Origin of the sequence: Actinomyces stomatis, assembly GCF_031292835.1 — a bacterium.
GTDB lineage: Bacteria > Actinomycetota > Actinomycetes > Actinomycetales > Actinomycetaceae > Actinomyces > Actinomyces stomatis.
The window spans coordinates 165,892-182,429 of the sequence record NZ_JASPEP010000005.1; the positions used below are offsets into that span (position 1 = coordinate 165,892).

Genomic DNA, 16,538 nt, shown 5'->3' on the forward strand with positions numbered 1-16,538 from the left:
GGTAGGGTCTGTGCCTGTCGCGCCCGGAGGGTGCGGCCTGGAGAGGTGACAGAGCGGCCGAATGTGGCGGTCTTGAAAACCGCTGTGCGCCTAGCGCACCGGGGGTTCGAATCCCTCCCTCTCCGCCATCCCATGCTTACTCGAACCCTCAGTGGCTGAAAGGCATGATGAGGCATGCTCACCAAAGAGTTCGTGTTTGTCTCATCCTCCAAACTTTATTGCCGACGGTTGTAAAAGAACCACAATATTACGACTGAGTAGTCGTTATATAATGGGCTCTATGAAACCAGTTGAAGGTATTCGTGATCCTTGGGACAGAGTTCAGGCACTGGCTGAGCAGTGTTTAAGGTCATCTACGGCAGATGCCCCTTATGTGCCGTCAAAGGTGCCAGATTTTCTCGGATGGCTTTTGGCGCGGCTGAGCAATAGTTACTACGGCCAGGAGAGCGTCTTCTTTTCGAAGGCGGTTGAGAGGTTCACCCAGGCAGCGGAGAATGTTTACAAACGAGAGGTGAGTCGAGAAGAGGTCTACAGGCTCACCTGCTATCCTAACAAAAAAAATGTTGAGGGAAGGCGCTCGCCAGGGTTCGCTGAATCGACAATCGAAACCACTCGAAGGCTTCGAGATATTCGTCTTCTTGAAGAAGCGCTGTCGAAGACGACGGTCGGGGCTGTGGTCGGAGGGTCGATGAGCTATGGCAAGTTTATCAATGTCAAAGGTGGTGACGATGCTTCCGACATTGATCTTCTGATCGTCATCGACTCGTGGAACGATCTGGCAATCACTTTGTCTAATCTTCGTAGGCTAAGCATTGTTTCTTCGGCCGACGTCGAGCGCATGATGATTCGCTCCGAGAAGATGCTGTCGAAGTGGGGGGACCGTGACAATATAACTTTCTCAGGGAAGGCCAAGATTCGAGAAACCTCCCAGGACACATTTCTTGAGAGGTTTGGTCAGCCGACGAAATATAATCTTAGCGTTCATTTTGTGTCACGTGAAGGTGCTGACATCCTGCTCATGAAGGATCATCTTGATCTCTCGGCCAGCGACAAGATGAAATCAAGAGAATTTATGGACTACCGCGAGCGCCCCCCGTCGCGAGACGATTTTCAGCGCGCATTTTCAGGGGATTCTATCAATATTCCTGTAAAATGCGATCAACACGGAGAATCGTATGAGAGATTCACCATGTCCTTCGTGGTCCGTGACGGTAGATTCTATCCAGGAATGCTTCAGGGAATAGTGTTGCCGGCTTTTGATGTACGGTGGGGTGACACTCGTTTTCGGAGAGTTGTGGAATCTTTCCGTTGGAAGCTAGTCGAGCGTCTTCGTTACGAAAAGAATGCATTTCCGAACGAAATACTTCGACTAAGCTTCGCACATACTCGTACTGATGCCTTTGCCTCGCACATCATCCCTTCTATCGATGCCTCGACAAGTCTCGCGTAGTTTCCATAATTGTTATGAGAGTATTTGTTTCCGGGCAGTTCAAAGAGAAGCGTCGAGTTCGTGAGGCATTCCAGGTAATGGAGGCTGCCGGGCATGTCATCACATACGACTGGACGCGAACCGAGGCTCTTGAGAAACCATACTCATTGTATTCTGTGGAAGCTTCCAGGCGTGCTCGCGAGGATATCAATGGAATTCTTAGTGCCGATACATTCGTTCTTATGAGCGACAATCGTGAGTGTGGTAAAGGCATGTATGTTGAGCTTGGGGCTGCTTTGGCGATGGCGGAACTGAGGTCAAAACAGATTCGAGTATATATAGTTGGACCCATGAACCATGAGTCGATATTCTACTACCATCCACTGGTTGTGCATAAAGAGACCTTAGAGGAAGTAGTTTCGTTGTGTGAAGCATGAGGATGATCGGAGGCGGTAACGACTCTGGCGTCCGGCCTGACGCCCGGCGTCGCATGTACCCGGCTCTGAGGTATGCGGTCATGGGCTTTGTGGGCTCGTTGCGACAGGCAGGTCGGGGGAAATCCCGGTGAGCTCAGTCTCGGCGCACCTGCTAGCGATCCGGGAGGTCCAGATATCAGGCGGTAACGACGGGGCCGGTGAATTGACTCTAGCTGCGCGGGGTGTCTTGCTGGCTCAGAGGCTTCGGCAGAACGCCGGCGAAGTTGCGCCCACGTGTGTGCCCAGGGCGCAGGGAGGGGAGCCCAAGCGCAAGACGGACCGCCCCCCGGCCGCCAGGCCGAAGCGCAGCTTCGTGGGGACCTCAGTAGCGTAGTTGGAGGCGGTGTTCCCTGGGGAGATTCAGGTGGCAAGGTACATGGTGATGAATGCCAGGGCAGTGGTCTATAGGGTGAAGCCGTCTTCGAACTGCGCTCGCAGAGGCTCAAACAGACGCGGTGAAAGGAGAGCTCCTCGGGGATGGCGTTCACGCGTACAGTGGCCCCAGTGCTATGGCCGGGCAGTCAGAAGCCCACCGAGGGCCACCGATGCAAGGTGGCGCCCGAGTCGTCGACTCAGTGGCGAGCCGCAGTGCTGAAGGCGCACAGGCCCGCCCTGACGGCGACGAGCGGGGAGTGTTCGGTGAGCATGCTCAGGCGTACCTGCCCTTGCTGCGCATGTCGTTCGCGAGAAACTATGTGATGCGCTCCAAGGCCCCTTGGATGGTGGCACCGCTCAAGTCATTGCTGAGTCTGTCGAGTGGGTCATGTGGGCGCTACTCTAGGCTTCTGTCGCAAGGCGCGAGGGGAGGGTGCAGTTAATGCCCGAGTCCAGTGCAGAGTTAGACGAATTACGTCGCCGAATTGATGAGCAGTCTCAACGCATCGAAGAGTTGCAGGATGCTTTGCATACCTTGTCTATCGCGGTCCGGTATCGAAAGGAAGAGCCCTACCTGGCCTTCCAGGCCGAGCACGGTATCACCGGACGGCGAAGAATTGCTCTGAATGCGGCCATCAACGGAGTGCTTTCTCGAGCGCAGGGACATGTGCGCCCACTCAGTTCCAGGGTTCATGAAGAACTCCTGGAAGACTATCCAGCCTTGGTCAAGGCGTATGCGTCGGAGCCGATCGACTGGGATGAGGCCGTTCGCATCGTCGGCGAGGTGCTGGGTAGTGAGCATCTCGGTAGGCAGGCGCTGGAGGCGCATCGCGCCCGAGGCATGGGGCAGGAAGGTCACCGGGCCCTCTCTAGGTGAGCGATCTCCACACTGCGGGTGGGGCACGTCAACACCGGCGGTGCCCCACCCGCACTCGGGCGACAGCAACTATTGTGATGAACTCATAGTGTTGCGGCGCATCGAGGCCTGCATCCGGTGACGGGCAGGGTGCCGAGGGTCTCGAGTCAGACGAAGCTCGAGGTATCAGTGGCGCACACACGCAGGCGATGCCCATCGGGGTCTGTTGCCACAAAGGTGTAGCCGAATTCGAGGACGGTCGGCTCCAGAACCATCGGAATGCCCAGCTTCTTCCATTGCGCGTGAAGACGATCGACGTCGGCACGCTCAACGTTGCTGAGACTCAGCTCGGTCCCGCCTACGTATGGCTCAGCAGCCGGTTCAATCTCGTCGGCTGCCTGCAGGCCGAGAGTGACGTCGTCGGACAATGCGAAGACGCTGAATCCTGGATAGGTCTTGATCGGTTCATGACCGAGAATCCGGCGGTAGAAGGTGGTACTCGCCTCGACGTCGGAGACGTAGAGGATGACGCTGTTGGGAACGAAGGTCGTCATGGTGATGCTCCTGAGACTCTCACGGGTATACGAGGTGGGCGGACGGCGTCGAGGTTAGAGACCATTGGTGCCACCTTGTGTCACGTACGTGCGAGGATGAGCCGGTGCGTGCTGACCGCTTGCTGTCCATGATCTGGCTGCTGCGTACCCATGGTCGTCTGTCCGCCTCGGATCTGGCGCAGCGGCTGGAGGTCTCACGGCGCACCGTGCTGCGGGACGTTGAGGCGCTGTCGGCTGCGGGCGTGCCCGTATGGTGCGAGCGGGGACCTCATGGGGGAGTGAGAATCGACCCCGGCTTTCGCATTGACGTGACAGGACTGAACCGTGAGGAGAGCCGGGCTCTCTTCGCAGGTCTCACCAGCTGGGGTGCTGCGCCACTGGGCCTTGGCGACGCCCTCGTCTCCGCGTCTCGCAAACTGCTCGCCGCCGTGCCCGACAGCCATCGAAGCCGGTCCATGGGCATTGCCTCGCGCGTCGTGGTCGATCCTCAAGGGTGGCTTCCCCTTCCCGAGAGCGAGCGGGCCGACGCCGTCTTCCATGCTGTCCAGGAAGCGGTCTTGACGCGCCATCGACTGCGTATGGTCTTCCGTCACAAGTCGAGGATGACGACGCAGGACGTCGTCGATCCGCACGGAATAGTTGCCGCTGGTCGCAGCTGGTACCTGTGCGCCTCACACGGCACCGAGGTTCGCTTCACCAGGCTCTCTCGGATCGAAGAGGCTGATGTACTCGCTGAGGAGTGTGCTGACGACTCCGGCTTCGATATGGCTGCGGCATGGCAGAAACAGCGTGAGGAGTTTCTTGAAAGGTTCGAGGCGATCACAGCCACTGTCTGGGTGCGGGACGAGCGTTGGAGCGATGTGCAGGAGTGGACGTTGCGCGCAGCGACGACCGATGCAGATGGCGAACCTCCCGGAGATGATGGATGGACTTGTCTCCAGCTGGAGTTCATGGATCACCTGCATGCCATGACGATTCTGCTTCGGCTCGGTCCGGATGCCTGCGTCATCACCCCCATGCGCCTGCGACAGGACCTCCTCGACTACATGGACCGCATGCGTGAGCGGTACCGTACCGATGGGGTCTGATGACTCACGGTTGAGGCAGCACGGCTCGCGCGTGCTCCGACGGCGAGGAACGGCCAGCGGACTGCGCGGCCCTACCGCCTGCCGTGTCGCGCCCCGCTCCTACAGGCGCTTGAGGGCCTCGCGTCGGCTGAGTGGGGACAGGTCCGGATGCGCCTGGACGAAGGCGCGCACCCAGTCGCCGTCCGTGCGTGCGTAGTCGCGCAGCGCCCAGCCGACGGCCTTGCGGATGAAGAACTCCGAGTCCTCCTGGTTGGCCTCGATGACGGCGGTGAGCAGGTCGAGGTCCGTGCCGGCCTTGTGCTGCAGCTGGCAGATGATGGCACTGCGCCGCACCCACACGTCCGGGTCGGTGGCCCACACGCGCATACGGGCCGCCGCAGCCGGATGCTCACGCACCACCAGCCCGACGGCGTGGGAGGTCTCATCCACCAGATCCCACCACTGCCCCGTGCGCAGAAAATGCTCGTAGAGGGCCAGGGACTCCATGCGTCCAGCATGCGACGCGGACAGCTTGGAGCGGATGACGGCCAGCGCCGCGTAGCGCTCCTCGCGGTGAGTGGCCCCATCCCACAGGCACCGCAGCGCCGCCTCCCAGGTGGCGGCCTCAGTCCACAGGCCGCGATGGGCGACGGCGATCCGTTGCGAGAGGCGCCGCGTTTCCGGGACCCCGACGCCGTACATCGCCATCTCGGATTTCAGGTACGCCCGCTGCTGCTCGGCGCGGGCGGGGGCGCCCGCCTCCTCCAGGGCCTCACGCAGGGCAGTGATGAAATCCGTGACCCGCGCACCCGTCTCCCCACTCACCGGCATCCTCGCCCCTCCTCGCAGTGCACCGCGCGCCCTCTCAACATGCTCGCGTCGCCTCATGACATGCTTTCAAGACCATTATGGTCCCGCACGGCACTGGCGCCCGGGTCAGGGAACCGGAGGTCTCGGGCTGCAAGTAGCGGCTGCGGGGCACCCGTGCGGCCGGCACTCGCGTCGCCTCATGCCGAGGCGCCTGCACCGTGTCTTCGGCGGTTTGCTCACGCGGCATCCTCCCGGTAGGCTGCCCGTGCATCCCGCGGTGGAGCCGTGGGAAGGCGATGGAGATGTCGCATAGTGGCCTAGTGCGCCTCCCTGCTAAGGAGGTTGGGGTGGAAGCCCCTCGGGAGTTCGAATCTCCCCATCTCCGCCGGACTGAGAGCCCCGGTGCGCAGCAGCGCGCCGGGGCTTCGTCGTCGCCGGGGCCGCCCTTCGCTGCGGCCCCGGCGACCCCCAACGGCTGACGGATCCCCGTGAATCAGTTCTACATTCAGGGCGTTCGCCTCTGGCCGATCGGGGTGCCTGTGTGTCTTCCTGCGCCGATCCGGGATAGCGTGATGCTGTACTCGACTGAGAGGGACCTCATGTCTGACCACGACGCAACCCAGCCGCCGGCCTCCGGCTCGCCCCACCCCAATCAGGGCGACGAGTTCAACGCCCGGACCGTCCTCATCAACCAGGACCTGCTCGACGCCGCGCGCGCCGAGCAGCAGGTCACTGGGCAAGCGCCCGGCTCCGCTCCTGGGGCTGCGCCCGGCGCCCAGTCCGGCTCGTGGCGCCCAGTGCAGCCCGACCTGCCCGCCGGGCCTCCCCCTGAGGAGCAGACGCGCGCCTACTCCACACATGCCGCACAGGCGGCCGCCCAGCCCGGTGCGGCGTCGGCCGACCCCTACATCCAGGCCAACCCCTTCGCCCAGCAGAACGGGGTCGGTCAGCCGGGGCAGCCCGGCCAGCCGGTACAGTTCGGCCAGCCCGACCCGGCCGGGGGTGGCGGATTCGGTACCCCCTCGCCCTTCCAGCCCGGGCAGCCCCCCGCTCAGCAGGCAGCCCAGCCGGCGCCCTACAGTCAACCGGCTCAGCCCGCCTGGGGCGGGCCCACGGCCGACGACGGCGCCGCAGCCGCGTCGTCGCCCTTCGCCCAGTCCGCCCCCGGCATCCCCTCAGCTCCGGGCACCTCCTCGGCCCCCGCGGCCGGTGCCGTTCCAGGGATCGAGGCGAGTCGGGAGGCCCTGCAGTGGCAGGGGCAGCAGCCGCAGGCCCAGCCGGCAGGTCTGCAGGACCAGCAGCCCTTCGCCCAGCAGCCGGCCCCGCACTCGCACCCCTTCAGTGGGGGTCGCCAGGAGGGTGACGTCGGCATGTCCTCGGTCTTCCCCACGGCGACCGCGCGCGCTGAGGCCGAGCAGGCCACGGAGGCCTTCGTCCCCGCTGCGACGCAGGCGGTCGCCCAGTCTGCGCCGTCGTCGTCCTCAGCCTTCCCGTCGCAGGGCTCGGCGCCCCAATGGGGGTCAGCCCCCTCCTCCGACGCCGCAGCCGGGCAGGCCCCGTCCTTCCCCGACATGGCTCCTCCCGCGGCGGGCTCGCCGTTCGCGCGGCCGGCAGGAGGCGGGGCGCTGGCGGCGGCGCGGTCTGAGGAGTTTGAGAGCGCGGACTCCGTCGGCAGCTGGATGCTGACGCTGTTCCTCATGGCCATCCCCGTCGTCAACCTCGTCTGGCTGCTGATGCTCGCCTTCGGCAGCGGCCACTCCGCCAGCAAGAGGAACTGGGCCAAGGCCACTCTCATCTGGGCGGTGATCGGTGTCGTCCTGAGCATCGCCTTCTCCTTTGTGCTTGGCATGCTCGGCTACTCGCTCTTCACTATCAACCAGAGCGCCAGCGTCGGATAGCGCCCAGTGGTTCGCAGGTGCGCTGCTGTCACCGTGGCGCCGAGGGCCGGAGTGCCGCCAACGGCGGGACTCCGGCCCTGTGCCCATCCTCACGGGGACAGGATTTGTCCCCTGGGTGGACGCTGAGTAATGTTCTACCCGTCGGCAACGACATGCGCCTGTAGCTCAACGGATAGAGCATCTGACTACGGATCAGAAGGTTGGGGGTTCGAATCCCTTCGGGCGCACCAACACCCCGTCATCGGCTGAACAGTCGGAGCCGGGGTGTTTTCCATTTCCGGTACTCCCCGGCTCCGACGGCGCGGCCACCTGAGCCGCTGCTGACCTGCTGCGTCAGCCGGCCTCAAAGCCGGACGGACGCTCACCTCCAGCTGGATGTGCAACTCCGGCCGGAGTCTCCTCCCCGGCCTGGGGCTTCGGGTTCGCCGCGCAGACCTCGCCGTCGGAGGGAAGCGCTCCCTTGACGAAGTAGTCGTTCACCTTCGCGGTTGTGCAGGAATTGGGGCCGGTCGCGCCATGGCCGTACATGTCGACGCTCAGCAGGTGACTGTTACGGAGCCTCGACACCAGCGCCTTGGACCACGCGTAAGGCGTTTGCGGATCGTGCAGGATGCCGACGACGAGCACCGGGTTCGTGGCGTCGACGTCGACATCGACGGGCTTGGTCTTACTGGTGTGCCCCCAGCCGTGGCAGTAGGCGTCGTGCTGGGGCAGCAGGGGGTGGAAGACCGGGTAGTCGCGGCGGTAGGAGGACAGTGCCGCATCCCAGCTCGCCTGGTTCCCGGTGTCGGGGAAGTCGAGGCACCGGTTGGCCGAGAAGGCGTACACGGATTGGAGCAGCTCGACGGTCTGCTCCTCGGTCCCAGGAGACTCCTCACCGCCCGAGAGGGACTCGGCATTCTTCATCAGAGTGGTGCCGTCGTGTGAGCTCATGGCCTGTGTCAGTCCCTCGGTGAGCAGTGGCCAGTTCTCAGGTGAGGCGACGACGAGCGTTCTGATCGCCGTAGTGGCCTCGGCCCGGTCCACGGGGTCTCCGCCGTCGGAAACGGTCAGCGGCTTGGCGTCCAGGCCGTCGAGGAAGGTCGCGAGCCGGGAGACGGCCTCATCCGTTGTGCCGCTCAGGGGGAACCCGGCCTGGCCGTGCTGAGACTCGATATAGGTGCGCAGTATCTGCTCCCCGGCCGCCGCATCGCCTTCGAAGGCCTCCTGCCGGGACAGGGTGGGGTCCATGGCGCTGTCCAGCACGACGCGCCCGACGTTGTCGGGGAAGAGCTCGGTGTACACGGCCCCCAGGTAGGTGCCGTAGGAGTAACCGAGGTAGTTGAGGTCCTGGTCTCCTACCAGCGCCCGCATGACATCCATGTCACGGGCGACGGAACGGGTATCCGCATGATCGAGGATCTCGGGGACCTCCGTATGCTCCTGGCAGGCCGCGGCCTCGCGTGAGCCCTGGGCGACGATATCGGCGGCGCTACCCGACGTCGAGAGGGAAGTGGGGGAAGGCGCCTCAGCTTGCCCGGCCAGAATCGCCTGGACGTCCTCGGGGGTCCAGCAGGTGATGGGGGTGGACTGGCCGACGCCGCGGGGGTCGAAGCCGATGACGTCGTAGGTCGCCAGGACCTCGGACAGGTCCCCGCTCTTGTAGAGCTCGGCCTGGGACTCGATGAGGGAGATACCGCTTCCCCCGGGGCCGCCGGGGTTGAGGAAGACCGACCCCCGAGGGGAGGAGCTCGTCGAGGGCAGCTTCTTGAGGGCCACCGTGATGGTCTTCCCCTGCGGGTGGTCGTAGTCCAGGGGCACGGTCACGGTGGCGCACTGGAAGGCGGTGCCGGTGGCGTCGTCGGTGCAGTCGGTCCAGGTGAGGTCCTGGTTGTAGAAGGACTCCAGCCCCTTGGGGGCACCCGCCCCCGTGGACCCGGTGGATCCTCCGGAACCGTTTGACGTGTTGCTACCGGTGGGCTGAGGCGTGCCTGCGTTGCTGTTCGAGTTCGTACCACGGTCCACCACGACGCCGGCCTCATGGGAGCCCGGCGCGGGCGGGCTGGCGGCGGCTGCGATATTCGCACCGAGCATGCTGCCGGCGGTGAGCGTGCCGAGCAGGGTGAGGACGGCGAGGGCTGATGTGGCGTGCGATGGCGGGGATGTTCGTAGGCGTCTCATGGCAACAAGCCTTATGTCTCTGACGACTATGAACCATCCGGCAGCCTGGCCGGCTGCTGTCGGGGTAGCCCGACATGACAACCCCCGGCGTCGGTGCTCCGGCTCAGTCCACGGTCAGACGCCGGCCGCCTCGAATGCCTGGGCCAGGTCCGCGATGAGGTCGTCGACGTGCTCGATGCCGACGCTCAGGCGCATGAGCCGGTCACTCAACCCGTAGGAGGCACGCACCTCGACGGGCACGTCCGCATGCGTCTGCACTGACGGACATGTCACCAGCGACTCCACGCCCCCCAGGGACTCGGCGAAGGTGAACACCCGCACCGAGGCCAGGAAGCGGGCCACGTCCACCGACTCGGCCAGGTCGAAGCTCACCATGCCCGAGTGCCCCGGGTAGAGCACGCGCGTCACATGCGGGCTGGAGCGCAGGAACTGTGCGATCGCAGAGGCGTTGGCCTCGTGGCGCTCCATGCGCAGCGCCAGGGTCTTGAGCCCGCGCAGCAGCAGGAAGCAGTCGAAGGGCCCCAGCGTCGCCCCGGTCGTGTTGAGCCGGTAGTTCAGCCGCTCGGCCAGGGCGTCGTCGGCCACCACGGCCACACCCGCCATGACGTCGTTGTGCCCGCCCAGGTACTTCGTGCCCGAGTGGACGACGACGTCGGCACCCAGCTCCAGGGGCCGCTGCACCACTGGGGTGTAGAAGGTGTTGTCCACCACCAGGCTCGCCCCGGCGGTATGGGCCAGCTCGGCCGCCTCAGGGATGGGGAGCTCCTCCATCATCGGGTTCGTGGGAGTCTCGATGATGACCAGGTCGGCCGGGTCGGCCAGCGCCCCGCGCAGACCCTCAATGCCCAAGACGAAGTCGACGCGCGCCGCCCCCTCCTCGGCCAGGACCTCCAGGAAGCGGAAGGAGCCGCCGTACAGGTCGCGCAGCGCCACGATCCGGCTGCCGTGCGGAGCCAGTGTGCGGGTCACCAGCTCCAGGGCCGCCATCCCCGAGGACAGGGCGAAGGCGGCCGTCCCGCCCTCCAGGCGCGCCAGGGCGTCCTGCAGGACGTCACGGGTGGGGCTGGCCGTGCGCGTGTAGTCGTAGCCCGTCGACTCGCCCAGGCCCGGGTGGCCGTAGGCGGTCGACAGGTGGATCGGCGTCGTGATCGCCCCCGTGGCCGGATCGGTCCCGGTGCCCGAACGCACCAGTAGCGTCTCCAGACGGAGCTGCGGGTCCGGGGATGACGACGTCGGGTGATGGTGGACGGGGAAGGTGCGAGCGGCCGGCGGCTGGGAACACTCGGTGTGAGCGGCGGGGCGGGGTGCGGACGGACTGGTCATGAGTGGTTTCTCCTCATGGGCGTGGGAGTGGCGGGAGGAAATGATGACTGACGGCCGACGGCGACGCGGGCGATGGCCGGTGAATGGACACCGGTCAGGGCGGTTCTGCGCGGCCCGGACGAACCGACTCAGGCGGACAGGGCGGCGGGGCCCTGCCCGGCCTGCTCGGCGGCGCGGGCGGTCACGGCGGCGACGGCAGCCTCCAGCCGGTCCAGGGCGGCGTCGAGGGTGGCGCGGGGGCAGGCGACGTTGATCCGGGTGAAGCCCTCGCCGCCGGCCCCGAAGATCCGGCCGTCGTCGAGCCAGAGCCCGGCCTCTTTCAGCATGACCTCGTCGAGCCGCTCGGGCTCGAGTCCGGCGGCCCTCAGGAATCCCGAGCAGTCCAGCCACAGCAGGTAGGTGCCCTCGCAGGGGGCGGCCTCGATCCCCTCGATCCGCTCCAGGCGCGCCTCGACGTGGGCCCGGGCGGCCGCGATGTGCTCACGCAGGGCGTCCAGCCAGGCGTCACCGCTCTCGTAGGCGGCCCGGCAGGCCGTCAGGCCCAGGACATTGGGCTGGGAGTAGCCGGTGGTGGCCAGCTCACGGCGGAAGGCCCTGCGCAGGCGGGCATCGGCGATGAGGATGTTGGCGACCTGCAGACCCGCCAGGTTGAAGGACTTCGACGGCGAGGTGCAGGTGATCGTGTGCGCGGCGGCCGTCTCGCTCACGGAGGCGAAGGGCGTCGTCGTGAAGCCCGGCAGGGCCAGGTCGGCGTGGATCTCATCGGCCACGACGACGACGCCGTGGCGGGCCGTGACCTCCTCCAGGGCCGTGAGCTCCTCCCGGCTCCAGACCCGGCCCACCGGGTTGTGCGGGTTGCACAGGAGCAGCAGGCGCGCACCGGTCGCCTCGATGGTCTCCTCCAGGGCGTCCAGGTCACGGCGGTAGACGCCGTCGGCGTCACGCACGAGGGGGACGGCGGCCACGGTGCGCCCGTTGACCTCGACGACGTCGCGGAAGGGGTAGTAGACGGGCTCCTCGATGAGGACCGCCTCGCCCGGCGCGGTCAGGGCACGCACCGCCAGGGCCAGGGCCGGGACGACGCCGGGGGTCACGGTGTTCCACTCGGCCTCCACCTGCCAGCCGTAGCGGCGGGAGAACCAGCCGGTCAGGGCCGCCTGGTAGGCGTCGTCGGGCTCGGAGTAGCCGAAGATGCCGTGGCGGGTGCGCCACAGCAGGGCGCTGGTGACCGCCGGTGCGGTGGCGTGGTCCATGTCCGCCACCCACAGGGGCAGGACGTCCTCGGGGCGGCCGCGCTTGACGGCGGAGTCCCACTTGAGGCTGGCCGTGCCGCGGCGGTCGGGGATCGCGTCGAAGACGGCCGGGTCAACGGCGGGGGCGGTGAAGAAGGCGGCCGCGGGGGAGGCGGCGGTAGGCGCGTGGGGGGCTGTGAGGTCAGGGCGGCCCGGACAGGTGGAGTCGGTGGAGTCGCTGGAGCTGCTGACGGGGGTGAGGTGGGCGTGCATGACAGAAGGTCCTCTCGGGTCCCCTGGCGACGGTAAGGCGCGCGAGCGCAAGGCGGCTGCTGCGGCAGATCGGGCTCAGGGGTTGGCCGGCGCGCGGGCCGGCCGAGGTGGCGGTTTGCTGGAGGGATGAACACGGGGGCGGTGGGGCCTCCGCGGAGTGCGACGAGCCGGTCTCAAGCGGCTCGGACTCTCACCGTTACGTGTCAGACAGCGACGGCTGGCGCTGTCAGCGCATGCACATTCGACCCTCGCCAAGGGTGCGCACCATCATCGCGCGGGCCTGGGGCGAAAGAGTCGTCATGGCGGTGAGCATAGCGGGAGCGCCGCCGCCGGCGCCACCCGGCTGGTCGGCTCCGTGATCTCGCCCCGCCGGGAGACGCATACCAGAGTGGGCCGTCTTACCCATAGCCATATTTTCTACCGATTAATAACAGTAGGGTTCATGGTGGTCGTGCCGTCTTGGCAGGTTCACGGCCACCGCCGCAGCCATCACCCAGTGGATGCGGCCCGGGGGAGGGGACCTCCCTCCTTCACCATCACCGACACAGCAAGGGGCTGTACATCCCATGACTCAGAAACCTGACCACCCGATGACCCTGGAATCGCCTCGTCATCCGGCCCGTCCCGCACGCAGCTCGGGGATCAGCCGACGCATCATGCTCAAGGGGGTGGGCGGGGTCGCCGCCCTCGCCGCCGTGGGCGCCGGCGCCTCCGTGGCCGGCGCGGCCCCCGCTCAGGCCGCGGGCCTGAGCGTTACCGAGCACCAGGACGGCGGCCGCATGCAGTACTACCGCTTCTCCACACCGTCCATCGGCTGGAACCCGGCCGTCAACGTACTGCTGCCCGACGGATACAACCCGGCACGCCGCTACCCAGTGCTCTACCTCCTCCACGGAGGCGGCAAAGGCAACGACTTCCGGGTCTTCGACAAGCTGGGCATTCGAAACTACACCGCGGGCCGCGAGCTCATCGTCGTCATGCCCGACGGCGGACTCGCCGGCTGGTACTCCAACCCGGTCTCCTCGAACGTCGGCCCCCGGAACTGGGAGACCTTCCACATAGGCGAGCTCATCCCCTGGGTGGACGCCACCTTCAGCACCATCGCGGAGTTCTCCGGGCGAGCCGTCTCCGGCTTCTCCATGGGAGGCTTCGGGGCCCTGAAGTACACGGCCAAGTACTACGGGCACTTCGCCTCCGTCTCCTGCCACTCGGGACCCGCTGACCTGCGCGGGAAGGACGGCTCCACGATCACCCACTGGGCGAATCTGACCTCGATGGCCGAGCTCGGGGGCGGCATGGTCTACGGGGCGCCCTGGGACGAGGCGCGTGTGAGCGCCGACAACCCCATGGAGCACATCGAGAGGTACCGGGGCAAGCGCATCTTCCTCACCTGTGGAACGGATACTGTCGACCTGAACGAGCGTCATGTCCTGCCGACCCAGAGAACCTTCGCAGGGGCACTGCAGGCCGCCGGCATTCCTCATGAGCACTATGAGGACGCAGGAGGCCACCTGGTGCGCCCGGAGCGGCTGCAGCAGGACATCGACGGCATGATCGCCCACCTGACCAAGGCCGGTTGAGGGCTTCCCCGTCGCTCTCCGGGCCCTGAGGCCCACCGGTGCGGAGCCGACGACCGGTCAAGAGCTCGGCGTCGAGAACCGTGAATTCAGCGGTTCCCGACGCCGAGCTCGGACGTGCTCCTCGGCTCCTCGGCCGGCTGGTCAGCCAGCGCGGCGCAGGCGCAGGGAGTTGGTGACCACGATGACGCTGGAGGCGGCCATGGCGGCCCCCGCGATCATCGGGTTGAGCAGTCCGGCGGCCGCCAGCGGGATCGCGGCCACGTTGTAGGCGAAGGCCCAGAACAGGTTCTGGCGGATGATCCGCAGGGTCGCTCGCGACACCCGCACCGCCGCCACCGCCGCATCCAGGTCCGTGCGCACCAGGGTGATGTCGGCGGCCTCAATGGCCACGTCCGCCCCCGAGCCCATGGCGAAACCCAGACCCTGTGTGCCGGCCTGGGCCAGGGCCGCGGCGTCATTGACCCCGTCACCCACCATGCCGACCACCGCGCCCTGGGCCTGCAGGTCGGCGACGACGTCGCGCTTGTCGGCGGGCAGCACCTCGGCGCGCACGTCAGCGGCGTCGATCCCCACCTGAGCCGCCACGTGCTCAGCGGCCCGGGTGTTGTCCCCGGTCAGCAGCACCGGGCGGATCCCCAGCTCGCGCAGCGCCGTCACCGCCGCCCGCGAGGAGGGCCGCACCGTGTCTCGCACCACGAGAACCGCCACCGCCTCCAGTGGCTGCACCTGCCTGGCATCGGAGGCGCCATCCGCGGCGGCGTCGGTATCGGCCTCAGCGCTCGCGGTCTCACCGACGGCGTTGCCCACGGCCAGGACGACGGCGGTCGCCCCGGAGTCCTGGGCCTCCTCCACGGCGGAGCGCACCGCCTCGGGAACCTCGACGCCCATCTCATCGGCGAGCCAGCCCGGCCGGCCCACCGCCACCCGGCGCCCCTCCACCGTGGCGGACACGCCCCGGCCCTCATGGTTGGAGAAGTCGGTCGGCGCCGGCAGGTCGCCCAGGCGCTCGCGGGCGGTTGCCGTGATGGCCACGGCAACCGGGTGCTCCGAGGCCGACTCGACCGCCCCCGCCAGACGCAGCGCCTCCTCCCCGAGCGGGTTCAGGCTTGCGAGGGCGTCCGCCTGGCCGCTTGCGCCGGCGCCGACCTCGCCACTGCCGGCCGAGTCCGGGGCCTGCGACAACATCGAATCCGCGCCGCTCACCTCCCGGCAGGCCTCGACCTCCAGGCTCATGCGCCCCTGGGTGACCGTGCCGGTCTTGTCCATGACCATCGTGTCCAGGGCCCGCGTCGACTCCAGCACCTCGGGGCCCTTGATGACCACGCCCAGCTGGGCGGCCCGCCCCGAGCCGACCAGCAGCGCCGTCGGCGTGGCCAGCCCCAGCGCGCAGGGGCAGGCGATGACGAGCACGGCCACCGCCGCGGTGAAGGCCGCCTGCGGGCTGTGCCCGGTGAGCAGCCACCCCGCCAGGGTTGCGGCCGACAGCACCAGGACGATGGGCACGAACACCCCCGAGATCCGGTCAGCCAGGCGCTGGACGGGGGCCTTGCCCGCCTGCGCGGCCGTCACCATCCGGCCGATCCGCGCCAGCGTCGTCCCCTCACCCACGGCCGTGGCCCGCACCAGCAGCGCGCCGGAGGTGTTGACGGTCGCCCCGGTGACGGCCTGCCCGGCCTCGACCTCGGTGGGCACGGACTCCCCGGTGAGCAGTGAGGCGTCCACGGCCGAGTGACCCTCGACGACGACACCGTCGGCCGCCACCTTCTCACCCGGCCGCACGAGGAACAGGTCCCCGGCAGCCAGGTCCTCAATGCTGATGCGCTCCTCGGTGCGGGTGGTCTCCGCGCGGGGTGTGCCGTCCTCGTTGAGGACGTCGATGGTGTCGCGGCTGCCCGACGCTGAGGTGAGGACCACGCGGGTCACCTCCTTGGCGCCCAGCTCCAGCAGGGCGCGCAGGGCGTCGCCGGAGCGGTACTTGGCGCGGGCCTCCGCGTAGCGGCCCGCCAGGAGGAAGGTGGTCACCCAGGCGGCCGACTCGAAGTACATGTGGGCGGCGTGCCCCTGGGAGCGGGGCAGCAGCTCCATGCTCATGCGCATGCCGATGTGCCCGGCCCCGCCGAGCACCAGCGCCCACAGGCTCCAGCCGGTCGCGGCGATCACCCCCAGGGACACGAGCGTGTCCATGGTGAAGGCCCCGTGGCGCAGCGCCCGGAAGGCCGCCTTGTGGAAGGGCCAGGCCCCCCAGACCGCCACCGGCAGTGCCATGAGCGCCACCGTCCACTGCCAACCGGGCATCTGGAGGGCCGGCACCATGGAGATCGCCATGATCGGCACCGACAGGATGAGGCAGTAGATGAGCCGCAGCCGCAGGTCGGCGGCCCGCTCCATGTGCGAGGCGCCCAGGGAGGGTGCGCCCCGACCGGAGGTGGGGCGGGGGGACGCATCGCCGGTGCCGGCGGTGCTGGAACGTGTGGCCAGCCTGCCTGCTGCGGCGCTCGGCGCCGC

Annotated in this window: 12 protein-coding genes and 3 tRNA genes; 9 read left to right on the plus strand and 6 right to left on the minus strand. The window is 67.1% G+C overall.

What is annotated here, in order from left to right; all coding sequences use genetic code 11:
* Positions 1-39: 39 nt before the first annotated feature.
* From RIV12_RS05240 to RIV12_RS05255, 4 genes are all read left to right on the plus strand, one after another.
* Positions 40-128 (plus strand) — tRNA-Ser (locus RIV12_RS05240).
* A gap of 152 nt (positions 129-280) precedes the next feature.
* Positions 281-1,450 carry a hypothetical protein gene (locus RIV12_RS05245; protein ID WP_309322672.1) on the plus strand — a complete coding sequence of 390 codons (1,170 nt, stop codon included), beginning with the start codon at positions 281-283 and terminating at the stop codon, positions 1,448-1,450.
* A 14-nt stretch (positions 1,451-1,464) separates the two neighbouring features.
* Entirely contained in the window at positions 1,465-1,866 is a 402-nt protein-coding gene (locus RIV12_RS05250) for a hypothetical protein (protein WP_309322674.1), read from the plus strand.
* 856 nt (positions 1,867-2,722) lie between these two features.
* Complete coding sequence (locus RIV12_RS05255) at positions 2,723-3,157, plus strand: hypothetical protein (RefSeq protein WP_309322676.1); 435 nt, start codon at positions 2,723-2,725, stop codon at positions 3,155-3,157.
* Between the two features lie 146 nt (positions 3,158-3,303).
* Here the strand turns inward: RIV12_RS05255 and RIV12_RS05260 are convergent, their stop codons facing one another.
* Positions 3,304-3,690, minus strand: coding sequence for a VOC family protein (locus RIV12_RS05260; RefSeq protein ID WP_075417414.1), 387 nt, complete (start codon positions 3,688-3,690; stop codon positions 3,304-3,306).
* Between the two features lie 128 nt (positions 3,691-3,818).
* On the opposite strand from RIV12_RS05260, the gene RIV12_RS05265 reads away from it, so the two are divergent.
* The gene (locus tag RIV12_RS05265; protein ID WP_487274891.1) at positions 3,819-4,778 is read left to right on the plus strand and encodes a helix-turn-helix transcriptional regulator; all 960 of its coding nucleotides are present in this window, start codon (positions 3,819-3,821) and stop codon (positions 4,776-4,778) included.
* A 99-nt stretch (positions 4,779-4,877) separates the two neighbouring features.
* Here RIV12_RS05265 and RIV12_RS05270 read toward each other — a convergent pair whose 3' ends face one another.
* Complete coding sequence (locus RIV12_RS05270; protein ID WP_309322680.1) at positions 4,878-5,588, minus strand: DNA alkylation repair protein; 711 nt, start codon at positions 5,586-5,588, stop codon at positions 4,878-4,880.
* 277 nt (positions 5,589-5,865) lie between these two features.
* On the opposite strand from RIV12_RS05270, the gene RIV12_RS05275 reads away from it, so the two are divergent.
* From RIV12_RS05275 to RIV12_RS05285, 3 genes are all read left to right on the plus strand, one after another.
* A tRNA-Ser gene (locus RIV12_RS05275) sits at positions 5,866-5,952 on the plus strand.
* Positions 5,953-6,139: 187 nt separating this feature from the next.
* Complete coding sequence (locus tag RIV12_RS05280; RefSeq protein ID WP_309322682.1) at positions 6,140-7,465, plus strand: hypothetical protein; 1,326 nt, start codon at positions 6,140-6,142, stop codon at positions 7,463-7,465.
* A 154-nt stretch (positions 7,466-7,619) separates the two neighbouring features.
* Positions 7,620-7,695: transfer RNA gene (locus tag RIV12_RS05285), tRNA-Arg, on the plus strand.
* Positions 7,696-7,798: 103 nt separating this feature from the next.
* Here the strand turns inward: RIV12_RS05285 and RIV12_RS05290 are convergent.
* The 3 genes from RIV12_RS05290 to RIV12_RS05300 all read right to left on the minus strand — a co-directional run bounded on the left by RIV12_RS05290 (position 7,799) and on the right by RIV12_RS05300 (position 12,453).
* Positions 7,799-9,625: an alpha/beta hydrolase gene (locus RIV12_RS05290; RefSeq protein ID WP_309322684.1), complete on the minus strand. Its 1,827-nt coding sequence runs from the start codon at positions 9,623-9,625 to the stop codon at positions 7,799-7,801.
* Between the two features lie 114 nt (positions 9,626-9,739).
* Positions 9,740-10,948 (minus strand): PLP-dependent transferase, encoded by a 1,209-nt coding sequence (locus RIV12_RS05295; protein WP_309322686.1) that lies wholly within the window; start codon positions 10,946-10,948, stop codon positions 9,740-9,742.
* 128 nt (positions 10,949-11,076) lie between these two features.
* On the minus strand, positions 11,077-12,453 hold the full coding sequence (locus RIV12_RS05300) for a MalY/PatB family protein (RefSeq protein WP_309322688.1): 1,377 nt from the start codon (positions 12,451-12,453) through the stop codon (positions 11,077-11,079).
* 566 nt (positions 12,454-13,019) lie between these two features.
* Between RIV12_RS05300 and RIV12_RS05305 the strand changes: the two genes are divergently transcribed.
* Positions 13,020-14,033, plus strand: a complete 1,014-nt coding sequence (locus RIV12_RS05305) for an alpha/beta hydrolase (RefSeq protein ID WP_428978913.1) — start codon at positions 13,020-13,022, stop codon at positions 14,031-14,033.
* A gap of 141 nt (positions 14,034-14,174) precedes the next feature.
* Here RIV12_RS05305 and RIV12_RS05310 read toward each other — a convergent pair.
* Positions 14,175-16,538 (minus strand): copper-translocating P-type ATPase (locus RIV12_RS05310; protein WP_428978914.1); only part of this gene is annotated, 2,364 nt, incomplete at its 5' end.

Excerpts from the sequence above, each read along its gene's own strand:
- RIV12_RS05245 (WP_309322672.1), top strand. The coding sequence starts at position 281 with ATGAAACCAGTTGAAGGTATTCGTGATCCTTGGGACAGAGTTCAGGCA.
- RIV12_RS05250 (WP_309322674.1), top strand. The coding sequence starts at position 1,465 with ATGAGAGTATTTGTTTCCGGGCAGTTCAAAGAGAAGCGTCGAGTTCGT.
- RIV12_RS05255 (WP_309322676.1), top strand. The coding sequence starts at position 2,723 with ATGCCCGAGTCCAGTGCAGAGTTAGACGAATTACGTCGCCGAATTGAT.
- RIV12_RS05260 (WP_075417414.1), bottom strand. The coding sequence starts at position 3,690 with ATGACGACCTTCGTTCCCAACAGCGTCATCCTCTACGTCTCCGACGTC.
- RIV12_RS05265 (WP_487274891.1), top strand. The coding sequence starts at position 3,819 with ATGATCTGGCTGCTGCGTACCCATGGTCGTCTGTCCGCCTCGGATCTG.
- RIV12_RS05270 (WP_309322680.1), bottom strand. The coding sequence starts at position 5,588 with ATGCCGGTGAGTGGGGAGACGGGTGCGCGGGTCACGGATTTCATCACT.
- RIV12_RS05280 (WP_309322682.1), top strand. The coding sequence starts at position 6,140 with ATGCTGTACTCGACTGAGAGGGACCTCATGTCTGACCACGACGCAACC.
- RIV12_RS05290 (WP_309322684.1), bottom strand. The coding sequence starts at position 9,625 with ATGAGACGCCTACGAACATCCCCGCCATCGCACGCCACATCAGCCCTC.
- RIV12_RS05295 (WP_309322686.1), bottom strand. The coding sequence starts at position 10,948 with ATGACCAGTCCGTCCGCACCCCGCCCCGCCGCTCACACCGAGTGTTCC.
- RIV12_RS05300 (WP_309322688.1), bottom strand. The coding sequence starts at position 12,453 with ATGCACGCCCACCTCACCCCCGTCAGCAGCTCCAGCGACTCCACCGAC.
- RIV12_RS05305 (WP_428978913.1), top strand. The coding sequence starts at position 13,020 with ATGACTCAGAAACCTGACCACCCGATGACCCTGGAATCGCCTCGTCAT.